Here is a 16,852-nt window from a genome sequence, read left to right on the forward strand (position 1 = left end):
AATTTATGATCGTTTTATAGTGTGGTTAGAAATAACCGCACTTTTTTTGTTAAAATTTTTTTGAACAAGATCACATTCTAAACATTTGTTAGTTGAAAGTTTGTAACATTCATTTAACATCGTAAATAGTTCATCTGTAATCAGTTTGGAGGGACTCATGAACGAAACAAACACAACAAAAAATTATAAAAGTGGGATTATCTTTCTTCTGGCGATAGCCTGTTTTTTTATTTTGTTAAAAACCTTACCTTTTGCGCCTAAGGAAAATGCTGGTTTAGCATTATTAGCCTTTGTTGCGATCCTTTGGTTAACTGAAGCATTACATGTAACGGTTACTGCGCTATTAGTGCCTTTACTTGCGATTGCACTTGATTTGGTGACAACTAAACAAGCTTTAGTGGCTTTTGCCGATCCAACCATTTTCTTATTCTTTGGTGGATTTGCGTTAGCGACGGCTTTGCATATGCAAAAGCTTGATAAGATGATTGCTAATAAAATCATGGCGATGGCGCGTGGTAATTTATTTGTAGCTATCATGTATCTTTTCTTAATTACCGCGTTCCTTTCTATGTGGATGAGTAATACAGCAACAGCAGCCATGATGCTACCTTTAGCCATGGGGATCTTAAGTAAGCTTGATAAAGAAAAAGAACATAATACTTATGTCTTCGTATTATTGGGTATTGCATATAGTGCGAGTATTGGTGGGATGGGTACATTAGTGGGTAGTCCACCAAATGCTATTGTCGCAAGTAACTTACATTTAACCTTCTCTGATTGGTTATGGTATGGCTTGCCAATTATGATTATTTTGATGCCATTAATGGTTGGTACGCTTTTCATTGTATTTAAACCAAAACTTAACTTACGTTTTGAGCAAAATTTTGAACGTATTGAAATGAATGGCCAACGGGTTTTAACGCTTGTGATTTTTGCTGTGATTGCGCTTTGCTGGGTATTCAGTAGCTATATTAATCCAATGATTTCAGGTGTATTAGGCCTTGCTAAAAATATCGGTAGTTTTGATAGTGTGGTCGCATTACTTGCAGCTGTCATTATTTGCTCAACGGGTGTGGCAAATTGGAAACAAATTCAAGAAAGCACTGACTGGGGTGTATTGATGCTTTTCGGTGGTGGTTTAACCTTGAGTGCGGTATTAAAAGATTCTGGTGCAAGTAAAGTGTTAGCTGATGGCATAGTATTCTTAGTTCAAGGGCAACATTATTATCTGATAGGCCTGCTGGTTGCAGCATTCATTATCTTCTTAACCGAATTTACGTCAAATACGGCGAGTGCGGCATTATTAGTACCAATTTTTATTTCTATTGCGCAATCCCTCGGTATGCCGGAAATTGGTCTTGCTTTAATCATCGGTTTAGGTGCATCTTGTGCCTTTATGTTACCAGTGGCAACACCGCCAAATGCAATCGTGTTTGGTACAGGTGAAGTTCGCCAAAGTGACATGATCAAAGCTGGATTTATCTTAAATATTGTGTGTATATTTGTTATTGCGACAATTGGATATTATTTCTGGTTGAACTAATCATATAAAGAAAAGGGCGTGTTGGATATATTCAACACGCCCTTTTGTTATTTCAATAAAGATTATTCATCTTTACTTGATTTATCCTCTTCTTCTACTTCAATCTCAACTTCATCTGCTTTATCTGCCGCACCATTGATCGTTAAGCAAATCTCGCTAGAAATTAAATGTTCTAAGATTGTGGCAAGCTCGTGTAATTTCTCTTTGTCATCATCAAAATAACCTTCTTCTTTTAATTTAGCAATAAAGGCAGAGAATACCGCTTTATCGAAGAATTCCGGTGCGTTAATGCCATGTAATACTGAAAGACGTTGTGCCACTAATTGGCTCTCTTTTTCTAATAAGCCACGGGCAATTTCAGGATCTCTACGTAAAATACTCACTGTAATATAGTAGCGTTGTAGGATTTCACGTATACCAGCAGACCAAAGTTGCAAAATACGAACTTTAGAGCGGTGGATAGATAAGAAATTATCATTGGCTTGAATAACCTCTTGACGCGCAAATTCATCAATAATGGCTTTAATTTGTGTATCTAATTCTTCTTCAGTGAAATGAAGGAAGAGTTCGCCTTTTAAGAATGGATAAATTTTACGTACCGCATCCAATAATAAATCTTTTTGGATTGCTTCATAATGTAAAACGATACTCGCAACAAGTGAAGGCAACACAAATAAGTGTTGAATATTATTGCGGTAATACGTCATGAGAACAGCGGAATTACGTTCTAAACGAATAATTTCCCCAAAGTTATCTTTTTCAACTAACACGCCAACACGATCTAAGCTTAATACGTGGTCAAGCATCGCTTTTGGTGTATCAGTTGGCAGTACCACATCAGTAGAATACGGTACATTCTTTAACATTTCTTGATAACTAGAGAGTTGTTCTAATAACTGTTCATGAGAAAGCGCACGCTGACGAGAAGAGAGTAGAGCGGTCCCCACTAAATTCATCGCATTGACGGCTGCAGCTTTATTAATATTCACCATCACTTGATTAGAAACAGACCCAACCGCATGGTTAAACCAGTGAGGTTTATCTTCATGATGTTGTTCTTTCCATTCTGGATAATGGTGATTGAGGTAATTGGAAAGCGTGATTGGCTCACCGAAATTCACAAAACCTTGACCTAAATTACGTAATTTTTTAATCACACGTAAAACTAAGCCTGCATTTTCTTTTTCTTTCGCTGCACCACGTAATTCTTTCGCGTAAGTATCTACTTCTAATACGTGCTCATAACCGATATACACAGGCACCACAGAAATAGGACGAGTCTGGTTATGTTGTAGTGCTTGTAGCGTCATTGACATCATACCTGTTTTCGGTGCAAGCAAGCGACCTGTACGAGAACGCCCACCTTCAATGAAGTATTCGACGGAATAACCGCGGTGGAATAATTCCCCTAAATACTCACGGAAAATTGCAGAGTAAAGGCGGTTACCTTTAAACGTACGGCGAATAAAGAATGCGCCCCAGCTGCGGAATAAAGGACCCGCTGGCCAGAAGTTTAAGTTGATCCCCGCTGCAATATGTGGTGGTACAAGACCTTGATGATAGAGCACATAAGAAAGCAATAAATAGTCAATGTGGCTACGGTGACAAGGCACATAAACAATCTCATGTCCTTCTAATGCTAATTTACGCACACGGTCCGCATTTTGTACATCAATCCCTGAATAAAGTTTGTTCCATAACCAACGTAAGAAACGATCCGCCGCACGAAGGCTGGAATGGCTTACATTAGCCGCGATTTCATGAAGCATTTTTTCGGCTTCAGCATAGGCTTTCTCGCAGCTGATATTTTTTGATTTTGCCTCATCTTCAATGGCATTTTGAATTGCTTGAGAATTTAATAGCTTATTAAACATGGCTTCGCGGTTTGGCAAACGAGGCCCTGTCGCGGAAATGCGTTGTTTAGCAAAGTGTATTTTAGCCACGCGAGCCAGTTTTTGCGCAATTTTTTCATCTGAACCGTGCTCATTTACCATGTAACGCAAAGAAAGCGCTTGAGAAAAACGCACAAAAGTGTCACGTCCAAACCAAATCGCTGCAAAGGTTTTTTGAATGCCATTCAATAAACGCAGATTCGGTAAGCTTGCTTTATCTTCTTTACCTGGTGAACGTCCCCAAAGTACAGAAACAGGAATGAGTTGTACATCTAAATCAGCTGTATCAAGGTGCAGTTCTAAGTATTTATTGAAGACTTTGGTGGTTTCATCTTTTGCGCCTTTTGATTTAAAAAAGCGACGACCTTCGTCTAAATAGACATAACGTGGTAATGCTACGCCATCAATTACATTCTTTTCAGCCGGATCAGGCAAACCTACGCTCAGACAGTTACGACGGAAAATGACGAAGTCAGTTTGAGAGGTGTAAGGCAAAACATAAAGAATAGGTTGATTGATATTGAGTTGAAGCTCTTCAATTGGTTGAGCGGGGATTGGATTATTTTTTACTAAAACCGAAAGCGGTAATTCTAATAATTTACGATAAGTACTTACGATGCCAGACATAATTAACGTTCTCTTTTTGTTAGACATTTCTAGGTATTGTCAGGCATTTTAACACATTCGACCAGTCAAATTCTAAAAATTTACATTTGAGATTTGTGATGAACACTCAAAAATATGAAAAAAATTGACCGCACTTTTATCGCTAGAAAATAGTTGTTGCAATCATCATCTTTCTGTATATACTAACAGTTATTCTGTATAAAGTAACAGGAGTGTATATGAGACCATTAACTGCCAGACAACAAGAAGTGCTGGAACTCTTAAAGCGCCATTTAGAAACTACGGGTATGCCGCCAACTCGTGCAGAAATTTCTCGTGAATTAGGCTTTAAATCCCCTAATGCGGCGGAAGAACATTTAAAAGCACTTGCTCGTAAAGGTGCAATTGAAATTGTTGCGGGGGCTTCTCGCGGTATTCGCATTATTGATGACAGTGCAAATGATGAGGAAGAAGAAGGCTTACCGCTCATCGGTCGTGTGGCCGCAGGGGAGCCAATTCTGGCTGAGCAACATATTGAAGGTACTTATCGTGTTGATGCTAATATGTTTAAGCCTCAAGCTGATTTCTTATTAAAAGTATATGGCCAATCCATGAAAGATATCGGCATTTTAGATGGCGATCTTCTTGCTGTTCATAGCACAAAAGATGTGCGAAATGGACAGATTGTTGTTGCACGAATTGAAGATGAAGTGACAGTAAAACGCTTAGAACGCAAAGGTTCTGTTATTTATCTGCATGCAGAAAATGAAGAGTTTCAGCCGATTGTCGTTAATCTTGAAGAACAACCTCGTTTTGAAATTGAAGGGATTGCAGTAGGGATCATTCGTAATAACGCTTGGATGTAATGATGAAAGTGCGGTGAGAAAATAAAGTGTTTTTTGACCGCACTTTGTCTATTCTGGCTATTTGCCATTCGGCTTATTGCTCTCTATAATGCCAAAAAATTTTCAAATCAAGGAAGGAAACATGCAGTTTTCCAAAATGCATGGCCTTGGCAATGACTTTGTCGTTGTTGATGCTGTGACGCAAAATGCCTATTTTACCCCTGAAACCATTAAACGTTTAGCCGATCGTCATCGTGGTATTGGTTTTGATCAGCTTTTAATTGTTGAGCCACCTTATGATCCAGATTTAGATTTCCATTATCGTATTTTTAATGCAGATGGTAGTGAAGTGTCGCAATGTGGAAATGGGGCAAGATGTTTTGCGCGTTTTGTCACCTTAAAAGGGCTGACTAATAAAAAGGATATTGCAGTAAGCACGCAAAAAGGAAAAATGGTTTTAACGGTAAAAGAAGATGGGCAAATTTGCGTCAATATGGGCGAGCCGATTTGGGAACCGAATAAAATTCCTTTTGCTGCCAATAAATTTGAAAAAAACTATATTCTACGTACCGATGTTCAAACGGTGCTTTGTGGTGCAGTATCAATGGGCAATCCACATTGTGTTGTTCAAGTGGAGGATATTGAAACGGTTAATATAGCAGAATTAGGTCCACTCTTAGAAAGCCACGAACGTTTTCCTGAAAGGGTAAATGCTGGATTTATGCAAGTCGTCAATCGTAACCATATTAAGTTGCGTGTATATGAGCGTGGTGCAGGTGAAACACAAGCTTGTGGCAGTGGGGCGTGCGCGGCGGCGGCTGTTGGGATTATGCAAGGTTTGCTTGATAATAAAGTGCAAGTTGATCTACCTGGTGGTAGCTTGCTTATTGAATGGGAAGGCGTTGGCTCTCCACTTTATATGACGGGTGATGCGACTCATATCTATGATGGAAACATTCACCTTTAATCTCGCCTAGACGAGTCTTCATTAGGCACCTCTCCTTTTTTGTGGTATATGCCTCATCGATTCTACTGGTTCTGTATGATAACTTTTGATTTTGGTCAAGTTTTGTTTGAGTGTTGAACTCATCGTACGAGTGGGGATAATGCTAAAAAAGCCGTCTATTCTGACCGCACTTTTTTAGCCTTGACAGAGTCTTTCTCTCAGATCTTCTGCTGTTTTGCTGGTTTTAATTCGCTCAAAAACGATGCCCGCTTCAGGATATTCTTTATTGAGATAGCGTAGCCATTGTTTGATGCGGGCAACATGATAAAAACCGGAATCATGGAAATTTTCCATTTCCGCATATTTTTGCAAGATCTTTTGAATATCCGCCCAAGGCATTTTTTCGCAATTTTGTTTGAGTACAAGGCTTAAGTTTGGGATATTTAATGCACCACGTCCGACCATTAGATCTTTACACTCGGTCGCTTTTAAACATGCTTGACCATCTTCCCAACGCCAAATTTCACCATTAGCAATTACAGGGATCGCTAAGCGAGATCTCACTTCACCGATTTTTTCCCAATTAATGCGATCGGCACGATAGCCATCGGCTTTGGTTCGACCGTGAATGGTAATTTCAGTCGCGCCACCTTGTTGTACTGCATCGGCAATTTCAAACGCTTGTGAAGTACAATCCCACCCTAATCGTACTTTAACGCTAACAGGCAAGTGGCTAGGTACAGTTTGTCGTAAGGCTAGAGTCGCTTGATAAATTAATTCAGGTTGTTTGAGTAGGGCTGCACCTCCGTTACTGCCATTAACGGTCTTAGAAGGACAGCCACAATTTAAATCAATACCATGTGAGCCAAGTTCAATGGCACGATGGGCATTTTCAGCAAGACAGTTCGGATGTTGACCTAAAAGTTGGACGCGAACAGGTGTTCTAGAAGGTGTAAAACCCTGATTTTTGAGTTCAGGGCAAAGACGATAAAAGAGCTTTTCAGGTAAGAGTTGATCTACTACGCGGACAAATTCGGTGATGCAGAGATCGTATTCATTCACTTCGGTTAAAAGCTGGCGAACGAAAGGATCAAGTACCCCTTGCATGGGAGCGAGGATAACACGCACTATTTCCAGCCTTTCACTTTACAAATTAAATCGTAAGCAGCTTGGATTTGTTGTGCCTTTTCTTTAGCCATTTCCATCATTTCTGGCGGTAAGCCTTTAGCCACTAATTTATCCGGATGATGTTCATTCATTAAACGACGATATGCACGTTTTACAGCATTACGGTCATCGCTTTCACTCACACCCAGTACTTTATAAGCATCACTTAATGTTGGACCTGAAGATTGTTGGTATCCGCCTTGTTTTTGGTACTGATAGCCACCTTGCTGTTGATTGCCACCTTGTTGGTATTGGCGATAGAATCCACCTTGAGTAAATTGACGAGCTGCAATTTCCATTGCCAGCATTTGCTCAAACTGCATACGGGAAAGACCAAGCTCTTCAGCCACCACATAAAGGACTTCTTTTTCTGAGTCATGTAATTGAGAATCAGCAAATGCGGCTTGCACTTGTACGTGCAAGAACATTCTTAGTAAATCAGCCCGTTGTCCACATCCAATGCGGAATTCGCGAATCACCTGACGTAGTGGAAAATCGGTTGCTTTACCTCGACTAAATGCCTCTTGAGCAAGTTTGCGATGACTCTCATCTAATTGCATCTGGTTCATCAGCTGATTTGCCAGTTGGATATCTTCTTCCGTCACACGACCTTTGGATTTACTCAAATGCCCAAGTACCGCAAAAGTAGTTTGCATGAAAAGCGCTTGTCGGGTCGTTTTTTTCTTAAAAAAGCTTGAGTTAACAGAACCCATCTCATAAAGTTTTTTATCTGCGATTGAGCCTAAAATGAGTCCAGCGATGGCACCGAAAAAACCACCCCATTTGAAACCTAAAATAACCCCGATAATCTTTCCAAAAAAATACATTCTCTTCCCCTAAAGTGCGGTCAAAAAATAAGTCTTTTTGACAATAATGGGCAGACGTAAATGTCTGCCCTTACATTAATATGGCATTTTTCTTATTTTTCAAGTAGCAAATTACACACCATAACTTTCACGATAAGCCCGCATTGCCGGCAAATATTGCTGATAATCGACTTCGTTTTCAATGAATTGCATTAAATCATCAAAATCAATAATGGAAAGGACTTGGCACTGGTAGTCGCGTTCCACTTCTTGAATGGCGGAAAGTTCGCCTTTGCCTTTTTCTTTGCGATTTAATGCAATAAATACGGCGGCTAATTTGGCATTGTTGGCTTCAAGAAGCGCCATGGATTCACGAATAGCCGTGCCGGCGGTGATGACATCATCGACTAATAACACATTGCCAGTTAATGGGTTGCCGATTAAATTACCACCTTCACCGTGATCTTTTGCTTCTTTGCGGTTAAAGCAAACAGGTGTATCTCGGTTAAATTGATTGAATAGTGCAATGGAAACGCTCGTTGCAATTGGAATACCTTTGTAGGCCGGACCAAAAATAACATCAAAATCGACCGCGCTTGATTGAATTGCCTTCGCATAGTATTCACCTAAGCGAGCAAGATCTGCGCCCGTGCTAAACAATCCAGCATTGAAAAAATAAGGGCTTTTTCGACCTGATTTTAGGGTGAACTCACCAAATTTGAGTACTTGGTGGCTCAACGCAAATTTAATAAATTCGATTTTGTAGCTTTCCATTTTTTGTTCCTATAAACCTAATGCTTGACGTTGTGCTGCGAAGATTTGTTCGCAGCCTTGTTTTGCTAAGCCCAATAAGGTGAGTAATTCTTCGTGGCTGAATGGTTCGCCTTCTGCCGTACCTTGCACTTCAATCATGCGGCCATCTTCCATCATCACAACGTTCATGTCTGTTTCGGCGGCTGAATCTTCCACATATTCCAAATCACACACGGCTTCACCTTCAACGATTCCAACTGAAATTGCAGCAACCAGACCTTTGATTGGATTGGTTTTTAATGTACCGTTCGCGATTAAACCGTTGATAGCATCACATAAAGCCACTGCTGCACCGGTGATAGAAGCAGTTCTTGTACCGCCATCCGCTTGAATCACATCGCAGTCTAAGGTAATAGAACGTTCGCCGAGGGCTTCTAAGTCAATCATTGCACGCAATGAACGTGCAATTAAGCGTTGAATTTCCATGGTACGTCCACCTTGTTTGCCTTTTGCGGCTTCACGTTGCATACGGCTGTGTGTCGAGCGTGGCAACATGCCATATTCTGCTGTCACCCAACCTTGATTTTGTCCTTTCAAGAAACGCGGTACACTTTCATCAACACTCGCCGTACATAAAACTTTGGTATCACCAAATTCCACTAATACTGAGCCTTCAGCATGTTTCGTGTAATTACGGGTGATTTTAATTGGACGAGATTGATGATTTTCACGATTATTTGGACGCATTCTGAATTCCTTTATTTTTATTGATAAAAAAGCGTGCCTATTTTAGCACGCTTTTCACTGTTTTATGGATTTGCTTGCTCAAACTCACGAATTTTATTAAAGACATCTTGTAAATCTGAGCCGTAGTTGATTTTTTGCAATTCAGGAACAGAGTTTGATTTCACTAACATTCTTAGTGGTTGAAATTGCATATTGCACAAGTAGATTTGTTGATGTGGCAACATATGTTGTACAAAGTGTGTGAGTGCATGAATCCCCCCAGTATCGAGCACGGTCACGGCATCGCATTGCAATACGATATGTTTGATCTCGTGATCCGTATATACGGTTTTATCATGCAAATCCGCAAAGAGTTTATCTGCCGCCGCAAAGAACAATGGGCCACTGATACGATAAGCTAACACATCATTCAGATCTTCTGGTGCAGGTTGTTCAATAGCTTTTGTCATTTCTGCAATGGTGCGGATAAATAAGAGGCTCGCTAATAATACGCCAACTGAGATGGCAATCACCATATCGAATAATACGGTGAGAATTAAGCAAGTGAACAACACCGCAATTTCATTTTGTGTGGAACGACGAGCCAAACGAATAATTTCAGGCACGTTTGCCATATGCCAAGCCACCATTAACAACAATGCGGCCATGGAAGAAAGTGGCAAGTAAGACAGGGCATTCGCAAAGAATAACAGTGAGAATAAGACTAAGAGTGCATGAACGACACTCGATATTGGTGATACCGCACCCGATTTCACATTAGCGGCTGAGCGCGCAATAGCTGCGGTTGCGGTAATCCCACCTAAGAATGGCGAAACAATATTCCCTAAGCCTTGAGCGAGTAATTCATTATTGGAGTGATGTTTTGTGTCAGTCATGTTATCTAAAATGACCGCACAAAGTAGTGACTCAATCGCACCTAATACGGCCATAGAAAAGGCTGCAGGTAAGAGAGTCTGTATGCGATCAAAATTCCAATTGATGACTTCACCTTGTGCGTTTGGAATATTCCAAGGTAAGGCAAATTCAGGCAAGACATTAGGAATGCCATTTCCCGTTGTGCCATCCGCTAAGGTGTAGTGGAATGCCGTACCAATAGTTTCAACCGATAAACCAAATTGCCCTAAGGCTAATGCCATCAGTGTACCAATAACCACAGCAGGTAAATGACCTGGCACAGGTAAACGAAGTTTGTGCCATTGTGTGAGAACAAATAAGGTGGCCACACCAACAGCGGTATCAGCCCAGCTAATCGTCGGAAGTGCGGTCAAAATAGCCTGTACTTTTTCAATATAGTGAGATGGCATTTGGGCAATATCTAAACCTAAGAAATCTTTGATTTGCAATGTACCGATAGTAATGCCAATCCCGCAGGTAAAGCCAAGTGTAACGGGGAGAGGTATATACTCAATTAACCGACCCAATCGAGACAACGCCATGATGACTAAAATAATCCCCGAAAGTAGCGTTGCCATGAGCAAGCCACTGAGTCCAAATTGTTGAGTAACGGGATATAAAATCACAACAAATGCCGCGGTTGGTCCAGAAATATTGAAACGCGATCCACCAGTTAATGCAATTACAATCCCCGCTACGATAGCCGTATAAAGACCATGTTGTGGTGGAACACCGCTAGCGATCGCTAAGGCCATGGAGAGGGGAATTGCAATGACTCCTACTGTGAGTCCCGCAATAATATCTTTAATCAATTTTTGTTTTCCGTAACCTTCACGGAAAGATTCTTTCAATGCGCTAAATGGTTTTACAGCCAGAAACACATTTTTAGAAAAGAGAGATTTGATTTGCATAAAAATACGACGATGGAAAAGAGATAAGTTTATATTTTAGCTAAAAGGAATAGGATTTTTTATGTTCTAGCTCAAAAAACTTGACTAATCTTAGATAAATCTTTATATTTCACGCACTTCAAAACGGTGAGATGTCCGAGTGGTTGAAGGAGCACGCCTGGAAAGCGTGTATGTGCGAAAGTGCATCGGGGGTTCGAATCCCCCTCTCACCGCCATGAACCTTGTCAAATAACGTCTATCTTGTCAAAAAACAACGTAAAAACAATGATTTAGTTATATCTAATCTGTTTCTTTCGTTGGTCTATGTTTGTCTTTGTTTCCGTTTTTAACCCCCTATTTAACCCCCTGTTAATTTTGGGGATCTTAGGTGGGGATTAAAACGTTTAGTTTTTAATCATACAAAGGCATTTCATTATGAAAATAATCAAACCTCTTACAGACTCAAAGATCCTATCATTTAAAGCACAGGAAAAAGAATATACAAAACATGATGGAAAAGAATCAGGGCTAGGAATCAAAATTAATTCTAGCGGCTCTAAGATTTGGTATTTTTTCTATAAATTAGATAATAGAAAAAGAAAAATGAGTTTAGGCGAATAGGGCAAGATGTGGCGAAGAGCTGGATAGCTCAACTTAAAGAAAAGGGGCAGATGATCAATGCTGCAACAGAACAAAGCGCAAGTATTAATCAATTAATTGCTAACGGTTAACCGAGAAAACCAAGATTAAAACAAAGGATAGAACATGATGCAACAACAAGAACAACCACTATTGATCCTTTTGAACGCATTGAACAACCCAAAAAAAACACAAGTAAGGAAAACACAATAAAATTTCTATACAGTGGTTATTAATGTTCTCAAGAATAAAATTTTGACATCTAAATATTCAATCTTACTTTTCTCGTAAAATCTGAATCCAATCACCGCCATATTTCACGTCAACGCATTGTCAAAAAAATGAATACATAAAACAAAATTAAATAAAAATTAAAGATTGCTTATTTTTCCTACTTATCAAATAATGCCGTCGCAATGACAGCATTAAGACTATTTTATAGATGTTCCTTGTTTTGTTCCCTTTGTATCTATGATTTTTAATTAAATTGAATAAAATCAATACGTTGCTTAAATCTGGCGAATCCCCCTCTCACCGCCATTCAAATATTTTCTTTTCTAAATTTAAAATCATTTTTTAACTAATCATTGTTGAGATCTGGAATTTACGCTATTTTGTCTTGCACAAAATATGCGTTGAATTGATTACTTTCGATAAAAAGCACATTAGAGAAATAATGACAGATGGAGATGAGTTATGGCACGCCCTAAAGGATTCGAACCTTTGACCCACGCCTTAGAAGGGCGTTGCTCTATCCAGCTGAGCTAAGGGCGCATTTCAAGGGTTACATCTTTTGTATGGCATTTCGAGGGAAATATAAAAGAAGTGGTCGGCGAGATAGGATTTGAACCTACGACCCACTGGTCCCAAACCAGTTGCGCTACCAAGCTGCGCTACTCGCCGACGATTGAGCATAATTATAGTGAGCTTTTCTTTTCAGTCAATTAATTTTTTTAGATTTATCTTTCAACTGCTCAAAATTATTCCAGTTTTTACAACCGCACTTTTGTTGTCTTTGTAAAATAAGGCGTTCTCAGTTAAAATAGCAAACGTTTACTTAATTCCACCTAGAGGAAAACGCATGACCGCCCAAATTATTTCAGGTACTGAACTATCAAAAAAAATCAAATCTGATGTTGCCAGTAAAATTGAACATTATCGTGCTCAAGGTAAACGTGCACCAGGACTTGCAGTAATTTTAGTGGGTGCAGATCCTGCTTCTCAAGTCTATGTGGGCAGTAAACGTAAAAGTTGCGAAGAGATTGGAATGATCTCTAAATCTTATGACTTGCCTGAAACAACAACAGAAGCAGAACTACTTCAACTTATAGATCAATTAAATGCAGATGAAACCATTGATGGTATTTTGGTTCAGCTTCCATTACCCGAACAGATTAATAGCGCATTCGTTATTGAACGAATTAGCCCTGAAAAAGATGTAGATGGCTTTCACCCTTATAATGTTGGACGTTTATGCCAACGTATTCCAACTTTACGGGCTTGTACCCCTTATGGCGTAATGAAATTATTGGAAACCACAGGTATTGATTTACACGGTAAACATGCCGTGATCGTTGGTGCATCAAATATTGTGGGACGTCCGATGTCGCTTGAATTATTATTAGCAGGCGCTACTGTTACGGTAACGCACCGTTTCACTAAAGATTTAGAGCATCATATTCGTCAGGCAGATGTTTTAGTAGTGGCTGTTGGCAAACCTCGTTTTATTCCCGGCGATTGGATTAAAGAAGGGGCAACCGTAATTGATGTAGGCATTAACCGTATTGATGGTAAATTGGTCGGTGATGTGGAATATGATGTAGCGATACAAAAAGCGTCTTATATTACGCCAGTACCGGGCGGAGTGGGACCTATGACGGTTGCTATGCTGATGTTTAATACACTTTATGCTTATGAACATAATAATCAACTTGTGTAAAAAATAAAAAAGTATAGTTAAATAGCACAATCAAAGTTATTTGGCTCCCAAAATCTAGACTTATTTACTTAAGACAGACCATGATAAGCAACGGCGGATTGCTAATTTCTGTTCGAGTATACAATCATATTCCAGATGATATGATACTATCAAATTGTTCTTTTAGTAGGTTGTATTTGAAATATTGTGAGTTATTGGATAATAAAAAACCCTGCCTAAGCAGGGTTCTTCACACAGATTCAAATTATTTTGTACCTGGGATTTTGAAACGGCTGTTAAAGCGTTCAACACGACCACCAGTATCAACAACACGTTGTTTACCAGTGTAGAATGGGTGGCAGCTACCGCACACATCAAGGTTGATATCTTTGCCTAAAGTTGAACGAGTTTTGATCACGTTACCGCAAGAACAAGTTGCAGTGATCTCTTTATATTCTGGATGAATACCTTGTTTCATAGAAAACCTCAAACTGAAGCCACGCCGCTATAAATGCTTTCCACTTACACCGCGTGAGTTAATAATCGCCGATAATCCGGCACCAAATAGACTGCGAATTATACTGAAAAAATCAAATTGATCAAGAGGTGCGCTTTAGTGATAGAATCATCGCCAAGTTCTTACTTATTTTGACTGCATTTTAGGAAAGTTATGTTAGCCCAATCCTCTGTTGATGTCCCTTTTGCCCATTCAGTTTTACAATGGTATGAAAAGTTTGGGCGTAAAAATTTGCCTTGGCAACAAAATAAAACCCTTTATGGTGTTTGGCTTTCCGAAGTAATGTTACAACAAACCCAAGTTTCTACTGTTATTCCTTATTTTGAGCGATTTATCAAAACCTTTCCTAATGTGACCGCACTTGCTAATGCATCACAAGACGAAGTGTTACATCTGTGGACGGGACTCGGTTATTACGCCCGTGCAAGAAATTTACATAAAGCCGCTCAAACCATTAGAGATGAATATCAAGGTGAATTTCCTACACAATTTGAGCAAGTTTGGGCATTAACAGGCGTGGGGCGATCGACGGCAGGAGCAATTTTATCTTCTGTACAAAATCAACCTTATCCGATTTTAGACGGTAATGTAAAACGCGTCCTTTCTCGTTATTTTGCTGTAGAAGGTTGGCCTGGTGAGAAGAAAGTCGAAAATCAATTATGGCAGTTGAGCGAACAGGTTACACCAACAACGAGAGTCGCTGAATTTAATCAAGCGATGATGGATATCGGTTCGGCTATTTGCACCCGAACAAAACCTAAATGTGATCTTTGTCCTCTAAGTAACGATTGTTTAGCCAATAAACTCGAAAAGTGGACAGCGTTTCCTGGAAAGAAACCCCAAAAATCGTTGCCGGAAAAGCAGAGCTATTTTTTGATTTTATCTCATCAAGGAAAAGTCTGGTTAGAACAGCGTGAAAGCAAAGGCTTATGGGGTGGATTGTATTGTTTCCCTCAGTTTGATGATAAACAAACATTGCTGAATTTTCTGAACGAACAAGGAATTACCGAATATCAAGAATGGGTGACTTTCCGTCATACGTTTAGTCATTTTCATCTAGACATTCATCCTATTTATGTTGAAGTCGATCGAAAATCTGAAGATGGCGATCGTTCAGATTGGAAAAAATTGTCAGAAAAAGGAAAAGAATCTCGATCTGGTCTATTAAGTGCGGTCAAATATTGGTATGATCCAACGTCACCAGAACAGATCGGGTTAGCTCAGCCTGTGAAAAATTTATTAACGCAATTTGTAAGGAATTATTATGGCTAGAACCGTTTTTTGCGAATATTTGAAACAAGATGCAGAAGGGTTGGATTTTCAACTGTATCCCGGTGAATTAGGTAAACGTATTTTTAATTCAATTAGTAAACAAGCATGGGGCGAATGGATCAAAAAGCAAACCATGTTAGTGAATGAGAAAAAGCTCAATATGATGAATGCCGAACATCGAAAATTATTAGAAGAAGAAATGGTGAATTTCTTATTTGAAGGCAAGGAAGTGCATATTGAAGGTTACGTTCCCCCATCTAAATAACAAAAGATTATGAAAAAGTATTTATTATTGGCGCTACTTCCGCTTTTATATGCTTGTAGCGACTCGCCAAGCCATCGACGTGGCATTAATTATGACGAAGTGTTTGCAAAAGACACGCAAGGTTTAGATATTTTAACGGGTCAATTCTCTCACAATATCGATCGTATTTGGGGAGTAAATGAACTTTTAGTGGCGAGCCGTAAAGACTATGTGAAATATACAGACTCTTTCTACACACGTAGCCACGTAAGCTTTGATGAAGGTTCAATCATCATTGAAACACAAAAAGATCTTAATCGCTTACATAATGCGATTATCCATACTTTATTGATGGGCTCGGATGCGAAAGGTATCGACTTATTCGCTTCTGGTGATGTACCGATCAGTACGCGTCCTTTCTTATTAGGTCAGGTAGTGGACAATAATGGCCAACAAATTGCTAACCAAGTTATCGCAAGCAACTTCGCCACCTATTTAATCCAAAATAAATTACAAACTCGCCGCCTGCAAAATGGTAACACCGTGCAATTTGTGGTGATCTCAATGATTGCGAATCACGTTGAAGTGCGTGCACAAAAATATCTTCCATTGGTACGTAAAGCCGCAGAGCGCTATGGTATTGATGAAAGCTTGATCTTAGGTATTATGCAAACAGAATCTAGCTTCAACCCCTACGCAATCAGTTATGCGAATGCGATTGGCTTAATGCAAGTGGTGCCAAGTACGGCTGGTCGTGATGTGTTTGCCATGAAAGGTAAAGGTGGACAACCATCAGCTCGTTATCTGTATGATCCTGCAAATAATATTGATGCGGGTGTATCTTATTTATGGATTCTACAAAATCAATATTTAGATGGTATTACGAATCCAACTTCTAAACGTTTTGCAATGATTTCTGCTTATAATAGTGGAGCTGGAGCAGTGTTGCGGGTATTTGACAGTGATAAATATGAAGCTATTTATAAAATCAATCAAATGTATCCTGAACAGGTATATCGTATTCTCACTACGGCACATCCATCTTCACAAGCGAGAAATTACTTGTTGAAAGTAGATTCAGCACAAAAGAAATTCCGTGTAAGACGATAATTTCGGTGATTAAATACAATGCTCGAAAGAATTTTCGGGCATTATTTTTTTAGAAAGAGCGGT

Annotated in this window: 15 protein-coding genes and 3 tRNA genes; 9 read left to right on the forward strand and 9 right to left on the reverse strand. The window is 39.5% G+C overall.

The features are described from left to right. The first annotated feature begins 157 nt into the window (after positions 1–157). The gene (locus tag QQS40_RS04880) at positions 158–1,543 is read left to right on the forward strand and encodes a DASS family sodium-coupled anion symporter (protein WP_289901588.1); all 1,386 of its coding nucleotides are present in this window, start codon (positions 158–160) and stop codon (positions 1,541–1,543) included. A gap of 62 nt (positions 1,544–1,605) precedes the next feature. Here the strand turns inward: QQS40_RS04880 and plsB are convergent, their stop codons facing one another. Beyond that, positions 1,606–4,062 carry a glycerol-3-phosphate 1-O-acyltransferase PlsB gene (gene plsB / locus QQS40_RS04885; RefSeq protein WP_329506505.1) on the reverse strand — a complete coding sequence of 819 codons (2,457 nt, stop codon included), beginning with the start codon at positions 4,060–4,062 and terminating at the stop codon, positions 1,606–1,608. A 218-nt stretch (positions 4,063–4,280) separates the two neighbouring features. Here plsB and lexA point away from each other — a divergent pair, with 218 nt between their 5' ends. Both lexA and dapF read left to right on the forward strand, forming a co-directional pair. Continuing rightward, positions 4,281–4,907 (forward strand): transcriptional repressor LexA, encoded by a 627-nt coding sequence (gene lexA / locus QQS40_RS04890; protein WP_289901586.1) that lies wholly within the window; start codon positions 4,281–4,283, stop codon positions 4,905–4,907. A 121-nt stretch (positions 4,908–5,028) separates the two neighbouring features. Further along, positions 5,029–5,853, forward strand: a complete 825-nt coding sequence (dapF, locus tag QQS40_RS04895; protein WP_289901585.1) for a diaminopimelate epimerase — start codon at positions 5,029–5,031, stop codon at positions 5,851–5,853. A gap of 174 nt (positions 5,854–6,027) precedes the next feature. Here dapF and dusC read toward each other — a convergent pair whose 3' ends face one another. The 5 genes from dusC to dauA all read right to left on the reverse strand — a co-directional run bounded on the left by dusC (position 6,028) and on the right by dauA (position 11,110). Continuing rightward, the gene (gene dusC / locus QQS40_RS04900; protein ID WP_289901584.1) at positions 6,028–6,960 is read right to left on the reverse strand and encodes a tRNA dihydrouridine(16) synthase DusC; all 933 of its coding nucleotides are present in this window, start codon (positions 6,958–6,960) and stop codon (positions 6,028–6,030) included. Continuing rightward, positions 6,960–7,826: a co-chaperone DjlA gene (gene djlA, locus QQS40_RS04905; RefSeq protein WP_289901583.1), complete on the reverse strand. Its 867-nt coding sequence runs from the start codon at positions 7,824–7,826 to the stop codon at positions 6,960–6,962. Before djlA ends, dusC begins: the two co-directional genes overlap by 1 nt. Positions 7,827–7,937: 111 nt before the next feature. Next, entirely contained in the window at positions 7,938–8,579 is a 642-nt protein-coding gene (gene pyrE, locus QQS40_RS04910) for an orotate phosphoribosyltransferase (protein WP_329506509.1), read from the reverse strand. A 9-nt stretch (positions 8,580–8,588) separates the two neighbouring features. Then, positions 8,589–9,305 (reverse strand): ribonuclease PH, encoded by a 717-nt coding sequence (gene rph / locus QQS40_RS04915; protein WP_329506511.1) that lies wholly within the window; start codon positions 9,303–9,305, stop codon positions 8,589–8,591. Between the two features lie 62 nt (positions 9,306–9,367). Further along, entirely contained in the window at positions 9,368–11,110 is a 1,743-nt protein-coding gene (dauA, locus tag QQS40_RS04920; RefSeq protein ID WP_329506514.1) for a C4-dicarboxylic acid transporter DauA, read from the reverse strand. A 125-nt stretch (positions 11,111–11,235) separates the two neighbouring features. Here dauA and QQS40_RS04925 point away from each other — a divergent pair. Both QQS40_RS04925 and QQS40_RS04930 read left to right on the forward strand, forming a co-directional pair. Beyond that, a tRNA-Ser gene (locus tag QQS40_RS04925) sits at positions 11,236–11,325 on the forward strand. A gap of 199 nt (positions 11,326–11,524) precedes the next feature. Continuing rightward, positions 11,525–11,710 (forward strand): Arm DNA-binding domain-containing protein, encoded by a 186-nt coding sequence (locus QQS40_RS04930; RefSeq protein ID WP_329506516.1) that lies wholly within the window; start codon positions 11,525–11,527, stop codon positions 11,708–11,710. 715 nt (positions 11,711–12,425) lie between these two features. On the opposite strand, the gene QQS40_RS04935 is transcribed toward QQS40_RS04930, so the two are convergent. Together QQS40_RS04935 and QQS40_RS04940 are read right to left on the reverse strand one after the other, a co-directional pair. After that, positions 12,426–12,502: transfer RNA gene (locus QQS40_RS04935), tRNA-Arg, on the reverse strand. Positions 12,503–12,554: 52 nt separating this feature from the next. Beyond that, a tRNA-Pro gene (locus QQS40_RS04940) sits at positions 12,555–12,631 on the reverse strand. Positions 12,632–12,809: 178 nt separating this feature from the next. Here QQS40_RS04940 and folD point away from each other — a divergent pair. After that, positions 12,810–13,667: a bifunctional methylenetetrahydrofolate dehydrogenase/methenyltetrahydrofolate cyclohydrolase FolD gene (gene folD / locus QQS40_RS04945; RefSeq protein ID WP_329506518.1), complete on the forward strand. Its 858-nt coding sequence runs from the start codon at positions 12,810–12,812 to the stop codon at positions 13,665–13,667. 244 nt (positions 13,668–13,911) lie between these two features. On the opposite strand, the gene rpmE is transcribed toward folD, so the two are convergent. Beyond that, the gene (gene rpmE / locus QQS40_RS04950) at positions 13,912–14,124 is read right to left on the reverse strand and encodes a 50S ribosomal protein L31 (RefSeq protein WP_005696847.1); all 213 of its coding nucleotides are present in this window, start codon (positions 14,122–14,124) and stop codon (positions 13,912–13,914) included. A gap of 192 nt (positions 14,125–14,316) precedes the next feature. Here rpmE and mutY point away from each other — a divergent pair, with 192 nt between their 5' ends. The 3 genes from mutY to mltC are packed head-to-tail and all read left to right on the forward strand — an operon-like array spanning position 14,317 to position 16,789. Further along, positions 14,317–15,435 (forward strand): A/G-specific adenine glycosylase, encoded by a 1,119-nt coding sequence (mutY, locus tag QQS40_RS04955; RefSeq protein ID WP_289901576.1) that lies wholly within the window; start codon positions 14,317–14,319, stop codon positions 15,433–15,435. Further along, on the forward strand, positions 15,428–15,700 hold the full coding sequence (locus QQS40_RS04960; protein WP_014064755.1) for an oxidative damage protection protein: 273 nt from the start codon (positions 15,428–15,430) through the stop codon (positions 15,698–15,700). The genes mutY and QQS40_RS04960 overlap by 8 nt, the downstream gene beginning before the upstream one ends. Positions 15,701–15,709: 9 nt before the next feature. Then, positions 15,710–16,789 (forward strand): membrane-bound lytic murein transglycosylase MltC, encoded by a 1,080-nt coding sequence (gene mltC, locus QQS40_RS04965; RefSeq protein ID WP_329506523.1) that lies wholly within the window; start codon positions 15,710–15,712, stop codon positions 16,787–16,789. The last annotated feature ends 63 nt before the right edge of the window (positions 16,790–16,852 follow it).

The organism is Haemophilus parainfluenzae, from assembly GCF_036288925.1.
GTDB lineage: Bacteria > Pseudomonadota > Gammaproteobacteria > Enterobacterales > Pasteurellaceae > Haemophilus_D.

Bases quoted from the DNA above. Each gene is read 5' to 3' on its own strand.
- folD (WP_329506518.1), top strand. From the start codon at position 12,810: ATGACCGCCCAAATTATTTCAGGTACTGAACTATCAAAAAAAATCAAA.
- lexA (WP_289901586.1), top strand. From the start codon at position 4,281: ATGAGACCATTAACTGCCAGACAACAAGAAGTGCTGGAACTCTTAAAG.
- rph (WP_329506511.1), bottom strand. From the start codon at position 9,305: ATGCGTCCAAATAATCGTGAAAATCATCAATCTCGTCCAATTAAAATC.
- plsB (WP_329506505.1), bottom strand. From the start codon at position 4,062: ATGTCTGGCATCGTAAGTACTTATCGTAAATTATTAGAATTACCGCTT.
- QQS40_RS04880 (WP_289901588.1), top strand. From the start codon at position 158: ATGAACGAAACAAACACAACAAAAAATTATAAAAGTGGGATTATCTTT.
- QQS40_RS04960 (WP_014064755.1), top strand. From the start codon at position 15,428: ATGGCTAGAACCGTTTTTTGCGAATATTTGAAACAAGATGCAGAAGGG.
- mltC (WP_329506523.1), top strand. From the start codon at position 15,710: ATGAAAAAGTATTTATTATTGGCGCTACTTCCGCTTTTATATGCTTGT.
- djlA (WP_289901583.1), bottom strand. From the start codon at position 7,826: ATGTATTTTTTTGGAAAGATTATCGGGGTTATTTTAGGTTTCAAATGG.
- rpmE (WP_005696847.1), bottom strand. From the start codon at position 14,124: ATGAAACAAGGTATTCATCCAGAATATAAAGAGATCACTGCAACTTGT.
- pyrE (WP_329506509.1), bottom strand. From the start codon at position 8,579: ATGGAAAGCTACAAAATCGAATTTATTAAATTTGCGTTGAGCCACCAA.
- QQS40_RS04930 (WP_329506516.1), top strand. From the start codon at position 11,525: ATGAAAATAATCAAACCTCTTACAGACTCAAAGATCCTATCATTTAAA.
- mutY (WP_289901576.1), top strand. From the start codon at position 14,317: ATGTTAGCCCAATCCTCTGTTGATGTCCCTTTTGCCCATTCAGTTTTA.
- dauA (WP_329506514.1), bottom strand. From the start codon at position 11,110: ATGCAAATCAAATCTCTCTTTTCTAAAAATGTGTTTCTGGCTGTAAAA.
- dapF (WP_289901585.1), top strand. From the start codon at position 5,029: ATGCAGTTTTCCAAAATGCATGGCCTTGGCAATGACTTTGTCGTTGTT.